This window comes from Bacillus sp. 05T21 (assembly GCF_056396785.1).
On the sequence record NZ_JBFTMD010000056.1, the window covers coordinates 1 to 9,473 of the forward strand.

7 protein-coding genes are annotated in these 9,473 nt (G+C 32.3%); 3 read left to right on the forward strand and 4 right to left on the reverse strand.

Annotated features, from left to right (window positions below):
* The first annotated feature begins 488 nt into the window (after positions 1–488).
* Genes AC1DKZ_RS32075 through AC1DKZ_RS32085 form a run of 3 tightly spaced genes read left to right on the forward strand, consistent with a single transcriptional unit; the run spans position 489 to position 3,500 of the window.
* The gene (locus AC1DKZ_RS32075) at positions 489–2,546 is read left to right on the forward strand and encodes a DNA/RNA non-specific endonuclease (RefSeq protein ID WP_476997905.1); all 2,058 of its coding nucleotides are present in this window, start codon (positions 489–491) and stop codon (positions 2,544–2,546) included.
* Entirely contained in the window at positions 2,547–3,023 is a 477-nt protein-coding gene (locus AC1DKZ_RS32080; protein ID WP_430629716.1) for an immunity protein YezG family protein, read from the forward strand.
* A gap of 21 nt (positions 3,024–3,044) precedes the next feature.
* Positions 3,045–3,500 carry a YrhA family protein gene (locus tag AC1DKZ_RS32085; RefSeq protein ID WP_476997906.1) on the forward strand — a complete coding sequence of 152 codons (456 nt, stop codon included), beginning with the start codon at positions 3,045–3,047 and terminating at the stop codon, positions 3,498–3,500.
* A gap of 674 nt (positions 3,501–4,174) precedes the next feature.
* On the opposite strand, the gene AC1DKZ_RS32090 is transcribed toward AC1DKZ_RS32085, so the two are convergent.
* From AC1DKZ_RS32090 to AC1DKZ_RS32105, 4 genes are all read right to left on the reverse strand, one after another.
* Positions 4,175–4,360 (reverse strand): hypothetical protein, encoded by a 186-nt coding sequence (locus AC1DKZ_RS32090; RefSeq protein WP_476997907.1) that lies wholly within the window; start codon positions 4,358–4,360, stop codon positions 4,175–4,177.
* 54 nt (positions 4,361–4,414) lie between these two features.
* Complete coding sequence (locus AC1DKZ_RS32095) at positions 4,415–4,966, reverse strand: MerR family transcriptional regulator (RefSeq protein ID WP_044443234.1); 552 nt, start codon at positions 4,964–4,966, stop codon at positions 4,415–4,417.
* A gap of 1,257 nt (positions 4,967–6,223) precedes the next feature.
* Entirely contained in the window at positions 6,224–6,808 is a 585-nt protein-coding gene (locus AC1DKZ_RS32100; protein WP_088010422.1) for a MarR family transcriptional regulator, read from the reverse strand.
* 712 nt (positions 6,809–7,520) lie between these two features.
* Entirely contained in the window at positions 7,521–7,655 is a 135-nt protein-coding gene (locus tag AC1DKZ_RS32105; RefSeq protein ID WP_000442701.1) for a hypothetical protein, read from the reverse strand.
* Positions 7,656–9,473: the final 1,818 nt, after the last annotated feature.

The following is a 9,473-nucleotide window of genomic DNA, read 5'->3' on the forward strand; positions in this document are numbered from 1 at the left end:
TTATATATAGTCGTAGGATTTTCAATCTTATTTGTTGGTGGACTTTTGATTGTGCATCTATTTCAAAATAAGAATGAAAATGGAAAATAAATTTGTTTGATTGTATATCTCATACACGTCTAGTTAACATAACGTCCCATTATCGGTAGCAAATATTTTGATAGAATCCTTGTTTTTACGGGGTTCTTTCTTCTTTTCTAGTAAAATGGATATGCAAGATTTTATACATTGTTGTTATAGCAAGGATTCTAGTGATCCTCGCTATTCTTTTTTTGCATAAAATCTTGTATAACATTCCTATAAAGACCAATGACTGGATTTGTCATTGGTCTTTATTTGTATTTGAAATGTATATCCCGTATCGAAAACGCTCCATTTTGATGTTTTTCTGATTTGTTTTGCTATACTTGATTGATTTTTTTAAAAGCTTTTATTAAGGAAGAATGACTGCAACCCTGTTACTACCACTAGAAAGAGAGACGAATTAAATGGGATTTCATGTAGATTTAAAAGAATTCAATGAAGTACTGGCCAAACTCCAAAAAGACACCAGTAAAACAAATAATCAACTTGAACAAGCCCAAAGAGCATTGAATGGTATTATCCAGGCCGATGCCATGCAGGGTGCAACAGGAAATGCGATTGTCAACGACATCAATAATAACCAAAGTGCAGTTGTGACTGGGTTGAAAGTTACCAATGAATTACTCATTGCGGAAATGTTGACAACTTTAAAGGATTTTCAGTCAACAACGGGAGAAAGTGATGAGAATGCGGTTATTCTGGAAGATGCATTACTGCAAGCACAAAACAAACTTTCCAATCTCCAACCCAAGAAACATGAAATGGATAGTCGCATCTCTAATATTTACAACAGCGTGAACGATTTGGTTTCACTGAGTATGCCGAAAAGCCAGTTTGATGAAAAACTGGTTGCCACCAACAAAGAACTAGAGGATACGATTCAAAAAGTACAGCAATTTGAAAGAAAAAAAGAAAAAAGCAATGCGGAAGACATTCTCAATACCCTAAACAAACAAGTTCAAATGACAAAGGAAATGAGTAGTTTATCTTATACTGATCTGAAACTTCAAGCCTTCTTTGCACAAGATGCGTTGGCAAAAGGCATTTATGAAATGGATACAAAAATCACGAATGCGGAAAAAGAAGCTGAAAGAGAAATTAAGAAAAAGCGAGAGGAATGGGCGTACCATCATCCAGCGGAGGCGTGGCTTCAAGACATTTCTGCCAGTTTCGGTAAGAAATGGGATGAATTAGAAAAAGGAACAAGATGGTTAGGGATGTTAGGCACGAACTATCCTGCCCTGAAAAGACTTTCTGATGAAGTCTTGGTGTTAGAAGGTTTGATAGGCGCGGCTGGTTCCACAATTAGTGGGGCTGCGACAGGTGTAATAAAATCAGTTTACCTAGCCCTAGAGATTGGTGAGTTGGGTATACGTGGCGTAGAAACAGAACAATGGAAACTGGACGATCTCGATGCGACTTGGGAAGGTACGAAGAAACTAGCCGAATATGGGATTGTAGGCTATATCACAACTAAGGCTCCTCATCTTAGTAAATTCTTAAATAATCCCGAACTAACGGATAAAATTCCCGTGCTGGATAACCTCGCTAGAACCTATAGAAAAGACGAAAAAGAAATGTACAACGCAGTGAAAGATTATGTAGAAAAAGCCATGACCGACCCTTATGCTTTTGGTGGCATGATATTTGATATTGGTAGTTTTTGTGTCGGCGTCGGTGAAGTAGCGGCCGTAGTGAATGGAGGGAAAATCGCAGAGGGTGCAAATCTCTTTCAAGCAGCGGGGAAAAGCGGTAAAATAGTTGGTAAGTCGGAAGAAGTAGCAGCATTAACGAATAAGTTGCCGGGTATGAAGAATGCCTTGGAGAAAATTAGAAATATGGAGATCCGGGATTTATCCCCTGAAACTTCGGCAGCTGGCGTTGGGAGTGTAGAGGAAAGAAAAACACTTGGCACGTTATTTTCTGTTGCTAAAAGTGAAACTAAGGGTACGGGTAACACTGTAAGCGATTATCTTGATGATGTAGTCAAAGATGGTAATCACTTTTTAGATGAATTTAAATTGAAATCTAATGTGAAATATGAAACAAATGGATATTTGTATCAAACGGATAAACTAGGACGAATTGAGAAAGCTTCTGGAGAATTAACATTAGAGATGGGAGAACGTAATAGTAAGCATCAGTTAGCTGCGGGTGGAGAAGATAGAGTTAAAGCTCCTAGTACTCAAGGAGATCATGGTGGACATTTAATCGGTACGCAATTTAATGGATCTCCACTAATTGATAATATAGTTGCGATGAATGGTAATGTGAATGTAAGTGCTTATAAAAAACTAGAATACGCTTGGGCAAAAGCTTTAAAAGATGAACAAAAAGTTATAGTTGATATTAGACCAATATATGAAGGAGAATCGTTGCGACCAAGTAGATTCCAAATAAAATATAAAATTGATGGTAAGAAGCATGAAGAAATTCTTGAAAATGTATATGGAGGTAAATAAATGAATACAAAAGCTATGGAACAATTATATCAAAAGATAGGAAGACAATTAAATTTAATAATTCCTGAATCTTGGAATAAGATTTTATTATATTCAGAAATAACAGAGTGGAGCAATAGAACCTATTTTTATTATTATCCTAATGGAAAAGAAACACCTATTTATAGTTTAGATATAGAAGATATGGACTATGTTAATGAAGAAGAAATTAATAGTCAATTACATCAATTATATGAATATTTAAGAGAATTATGGGATGAATTTAAAAATAACAAACAAGAACAGTGGACGAATCTAACCTTTGAATTGACATCAGCTGGGAAATTTAATATAGATTATAATTATAGAAACTTAGAAAATGATGACAGCTATGAGCAACAAGTGATTTGGGAATATGAAAAATTAAGTATAATTCCTAATGAGAATAGAAAACGTGATTTCCGGATAATTGAGGAGTATAAAAAGAATAAGGAATAACTATTTTTTAAAGGTGATTATATGTGGAGAGAGCAAATTAGTCAGATTTCCAAAATAAAAGAGAAACGAAATCGAAAACTCAATTTACCTACCAATGAAAACGAGTTATCAAGATTTCATAAATCTGTAGTAAAAAAAATTGGTGAAAATATACTACCACAGCAATACTATGAATTTTTACAAACAGTTAATGGAATTGAATTTAATGGACTTAAATTTTATGGGATTGACCAAAATTTATTGGATTCTAAACCAATAAATCAGGTAGATAGTTTTTTTGATGCCAATGAAACATGGGAGTCAATTCAAGACGAAGATGAGCTGATTTTTTTTGGAGATTCAGATATAGCTTGGTATTGTTATAATGTTTCTAAAAAAAGTTTTGTTGAACTAGATAAGCCTTCAGGTGAGCATATGAAAACTTTTTGCGATTTTGATACTATGCTTAAATCTGCTTTCTCTGCAGCACTTAGTTAAATGTACAATCCGCCGTCCGCCGTCAACTTTTAAAGGATGGAAAATGTCTTGTAACACACAGAGGCTGACCAACCGCTAACCGTTTAAAGGTATGAGATAATAGCAAATGAATCTGGATATTTATTACTGAGATTAGTAAAGGAATTGAAAATTACAAATCACTACTTCTAACCTTGATTGGCTTATGCCTTTCAAGGTTTTTTAAAAAAAGAGGGTTTTGATGGTAAAAAATTATTAATATCTTTATAGCAAGGGAATGCTTGTAGACTGATCTATACTGCATTCCCTTATTGTATGTATGCTATATTCTTATTCGCCTTTTTCTAACAGTAGAACCACGAATCTTGGCGAAGACATTGGTTTTTCCCCTGTCCTGGGGTCCGTCCTCGCTTTTTATTCCACGGTTCCCTTGACCACGAGCCTCCGAACCCTCAAACTCCCAAAGCTAACCCCAGCGGGCAAAAACCGCCCTTCTGGGGCCACCCCTGGCGAGTTTGCATGAGGGTTCCCCTCATCGTCAAGGAACTTTCGCGGCATAAACGCCAGGACTCAGCGATTCCACACGCACGGCAACCACAATTTCTTTTAAATACATTTTTTATTTATTGCTAACAATAAATAAAAAGCTAATTTCACTTACCGTATTTTAAAACTTCTCAATAAAAAACAGAACATTAAAGTGTATTATATTTTTTCACTTGTAATGGGATAGTTACAACATATAAATCTACAGCATAATAAATAATCCAAATTCCTTTACCTTCAGCATCAAATCTTGATTGAAAAAACTGTTCTGAAATTTTTCTTTTCCCCCATTTTTTAGGAAGCCATTGAAATACTTTGGAAACATTATTATTCATACTAATTATCTCCTTAAATCCTTAATAATAAGTTCTTTACCAATTCTCAAAAAATCATTTTCCAAATAATCTCGCGAAAAAACCTTTTGGTTCTGTAGATGCCGTTAATAATTTTGTTTCTTGTACTTCTCTAATTGTTTCAAGTAACTTCTGATCACGTTTCTCTAACTTATTGTCAATATAATCTTGTTGTTTTCGTAATTGCTCAATTAGCAATTTATTAAATTCCTCTTGTTTCTCACTATATTCTCTAAGTCTACTAACTTCATTTTTTAATGCTTTTAATTCTTCAGCTAAAATTTCTCCAACTTCTTTACTAGGTACAGGCTTTATACTTTCTCCACCTGTAGCAAAATAATGTTCAATTTGTTTTATTGAGTAATTCTGTTCTCGATGTAATTGTTTAACTATTTTCATTTGCTCAAGAGCTTTTTCATTAAAAACATTGTAACCCGACTCATTTTTCTCCAAAGGAATATACGTCCTTAATTCTTTCATCCAATTTCTTATAACATTTGGCGATTCATCTACACACAGTGCAACTTCTTTAACGGTCATCGCTATATAACCTGGTTTTTCTTTACCTAGGTTTTCACTTTTATCCATCTTTTTACCCACCTTTAAAACCTAGATAAAAACCTAAGTTTTTTAAATATCAAGGGTTATTTTCAAAAAAATCAACCTTGATACCTAGGTATAAAACCTAGGTTTTTACTAATTCATTTTACTAAGGTTTATATCCTTCTGTCATATAAAAATAAAGAATTTCTCCCCTATCCCCATCCGTACTTCATCTCCTTTTTAACATATGATTATTTAATCCACACAGCGAAGATCATAGCCGCGCCACAGAAATTTTCTAATAACCTTGCAACAAACCACAATTAAAATTACATTCTTGTTTTTTTAACATAATAAAATCCAGTTAAAAAATAAGTCATTTTATAAAATTGGAAATTCAGAATCAAAAAAGAGAGAAGAGCATAAGGGGTTTTTGGGCCCAACTAGGGGTTGGGCCTAGGCAGAGCCTAGCTTAAACGTGGGTACACGAAAATTCCCAGGATGTCCACTCACTGACGACACAAAACCCTCCAAATGTCCCCATTGTGTCCCTAGATGTAGACTCAGTGAGTACACAAAGTCCCTTTGATGTCTCCATATGAGTACTCACTAAGGACATGATATTTTTAATAAATTGCAATCAAACATTACTTTAAAATACTAAAAGAAAACAATTAGCATTAAATAAATATAAATCCTTAATCTAGAATCAAATAACAACAAAATATAAAATGCTATCCAAACGCTTCAGAATCCTTTTTAAAGAATATAAATCTAAAACAATACTATTTGTCGTGAAGAAGAAGAAAAACGCTTTAAAAGCAAAATAAATAGGTTTAAAAGAAGGTTTTCCTTTGCTTTTGGGGTTGAGGCTGGTTCGTCGTGTGGGGACGAACCCCCACGTATTACGTATCTATCAATGTGGTAAGTGAAATTATTAAACGAAGGCACTAGCGGTTCGGCTCGTATAATCGCAATTCAAGCCGATGATCCCAAATAGTTGCTTTTGGATGTATCGGCTTGGTGATATCCAAACTCGAGCCGAAAAAAGTTTTGCAAGGATGGAGCAAAGCGTAAAGGGTGGAGATTTTCTTTCGCAAAGCGAAAGAAAATACGACCCGTTCCTTGCGGAACTTTTAGCTATTTCTATATAGAGTGAGAAGGGACAAGTATACCAAAGTAGAAAATACCCAGTAATACCAAGGGTTTCAGGATTTTTCGTACTTACCGTTTTTGGTAAGTAAACTTACCGTTTTTGGTAAGTACGAAATTAACAAAAAAAGTCTACTAATTAAAGTAGACTTAGAATAATTTAATAGGCAAATTTTTAAGCTGTTTAGGAACCTTTCTAAACATAGCTTTAAGTGTCGGGTTAACTTCATCTCTATTCCCTGAAAACATAACATGAGGATTTATAAACAAAGCATATGCCCTAACATTATTATCATCAACACCACTCTCTGAACGAGCAATAATGCCTTTATCAATTAATTTTCTAACCAAAGGACTAATTTTCGTTTCATGTCTTCCTATTTTTTTGGCTAATTCTCGCTGAGTTAATGGAATTTGTTCTTTAGAGTTAATATCACTAACTAAACAATTACTTAAAAAACCTACACACATTGAAATATCTAATAAAAATACCTTCTCAGCATTTGTTAAATAATCAATTTCAAATAAATACTGGATGTTTTGTTGAATGATCTGAACAAACTTCGCTTTATTCTTAATTTTACGTTCAGGAACTAATTTCATTCCTCTTGAACTAGCCTTTGCTTGAAGTTCATTTGCTAAATACATCTCTTCTTCTGACAAGATCTTTGAATTCTCGATATCTCTCAATCTTGCATTTTTTTCAGCTTGTTCTAAATTGACGAGCTTTGACATAATCTTTCTCCTCTTTTCTAAGATTTTCAACTAGAGAAGAGGAACATTTTATGCTATGATGCTTATAGAATTTAAAATAAGTAAACAAACACAATCCCCTTTCTCTAATTGATAAGTTTGGTCGCTTTCAATTATAACATGAGGGGATTTTTTCTGTAATAAAAAACAAAAAGACTAAACAACCCTTTCTTAAAAACAGAAAAAAGACAATTATTTATTTCATAATGTTTATTTTTGAATAAAAAATAACTTAACATCAACCATCTTTTATGGCCCAGTACCAACGTTCTTTCTTGTAACTAAGAGCAAAATAGCAATTAAGTGTAGAATTCTATAAAAGTAAAAATGGGAAGGGCAAGCTACAGGTTTACCATGGTAAACCTCAAAAACTACGTTTTTGTCTTGCTAGGAAGTTTCCTAGTACCTTTACCATTTTTTGTCCTCGAAATTTCATTTCTTCGTCCTAAAAAAAATGTCGCTTTGCTCGACATTCTATCTTTATGAAAGTAAACTTTTAATAGAAGTTCACTTTCATGTTTTAAGAGTAGAACTACATGCCCATCAACCTATATTTTGTACTATCAGAGGAGCAAGACACCATACAAGATAATATGAAAAGCTTGAGAGGTATTGTGTATAGTTTGTTTACCTCAGGTACAACAAAAGAGCCTTACCTCTATAGGAAAGACTCCACTAGTATAGCTGTATATATTTACATAACAATTAAGAAACTGTAAAAATATAACACAAAGAAGCAGAACCCTAACATTCCGCCTATAGCTAGTACCTGTTTAACCCAGCTCTTGAATTTCAGATTACTTTCAATAATCGCTTTCACTCTTTCCATATCCGTTTCCTCCTATTAAGGAGAACCCTTAAAGACTCTCACCTCGCTATGATACCATTAAGGTATGACTAATAGCGGCCTGATTTTTGTCTAAATATATAAATATGCAATATTGCATATAAGAATGTATTGATAAAAATGTAAGCGCTTACTATAATAAAAGCATAAAGATAAATCACATCTTAGCATCAACAACAAAGGAGGAAATAATATGACAATCGCAATGGCAGTTTTATCATTCTTAGGTGGAGTACTTCCATTAGTAACAGAACTTTTAAAAGCAGTAATGTAAATTCATTATTCCACAATTATTTATAAAAATTATCATACCTTAACACGAAAAAAGAGGAGGAAATAATATGGCAATCGCAATGGCAGTTTTAAAATTTGTAGGTGGAATCATTCCATTTGTACAAGAACTTTTAAAAGCAGTAATGTAAGTTCATTATTCCGCAATTATTTATAAAAATTATCATACAAATGATCTGTATATCAAAAGTGAATTGATATGCAGATCATTTGTGTGAGCGAAGTCCCTTTAGCATTATTAAGGGACTTTTTTTAATTTCTACATACTTGAGATTCCGTCACATCAACATCAAGTTAAAAACACTTTTAAAACATTAAAAATTGCTTTTTATTTATAACAAAAGAAAAAAAGAATCTATTACAGATCCTTTTTTTCAACATATCTTAAACCAGAAAAATGGTAATGCCCTTAAATCTTTGTTAGGGGCAAAGATTTAAAGAAAAGTTTAGCTCATTAATAATTTTACACAGATGGAATATATAGTAAATTGATAATATTTATATTGAATATTTTTAATATTCATTTAATTAAATTCTTATTATTCCTATAAAATAACATTAATATAAAATTTTAACTAATACTTTTATACTTTTTATTAAGAAAATGAAAGTAAACTTTTCAATATTAGTTTACATTCAAACCTTTGGTTTTATTAACTTCATTACAACTTACTCATTTTTCCCAAAACCACTGGCAAAAGTATACATTCAAAACACGATAAAACAAGGAATAAATAACCAACTAATAAATATATTTTTTCTGAAAACTTATGCTATAATTAATCTGTACAAAGGTTGGTATCCTTTTACTTCTAATATTGTATTGATTTATATGTAGTACCCTACTACTTAAATATGGATCTACAAACAAAAAGAACTAGTATGATACTAGTTCTTTTTGTTTATTTAAAATAAATAAAATTTTAAAAACACATGAATATTCATGTTACCATATATTATGACACTCAATTTTGTTTACACCATACAACAAAATTAAACTAATCCCTTATCTATTATAGATAAGGGATTAGTTTGTATAAATAATTTTTATTTAACAATTTTAATCCTGTCCAAAAATTAAAAACCATATTAAAAGTTTACATAACCCCACTTATCGGTATTCAATGTATCTAGAAAAAACCCCTTCAGTTTACTTGCTGAAGGGGTTTCTTATTTACATAATTATCGTTATTAGAAGTGAAATTTAACTCGAAAATATCTAATTTTATCAGTTGTTGAATGTCTGAAAAAAATCAAACCAATGATATTGTTAAGATCTTTTGGTAACTTCTTGCTGTGATGACTATCATAGTGACTTTTTCTCCCGCAACCACTATTAGTGGCTAATTACCATAAGGAATTATTTTTGAAATTTGCTGTTTTTTAGAAAGTATGTTAATTTAAGAAAGACCTATTTTTGTTCGGTTTGAGATTAAGAATAAATTTTGTTTTTCGTCTAAGGTATTTGGGCAAGGGTAGTAACATATGTGTGGGTATCCACACTAGGAG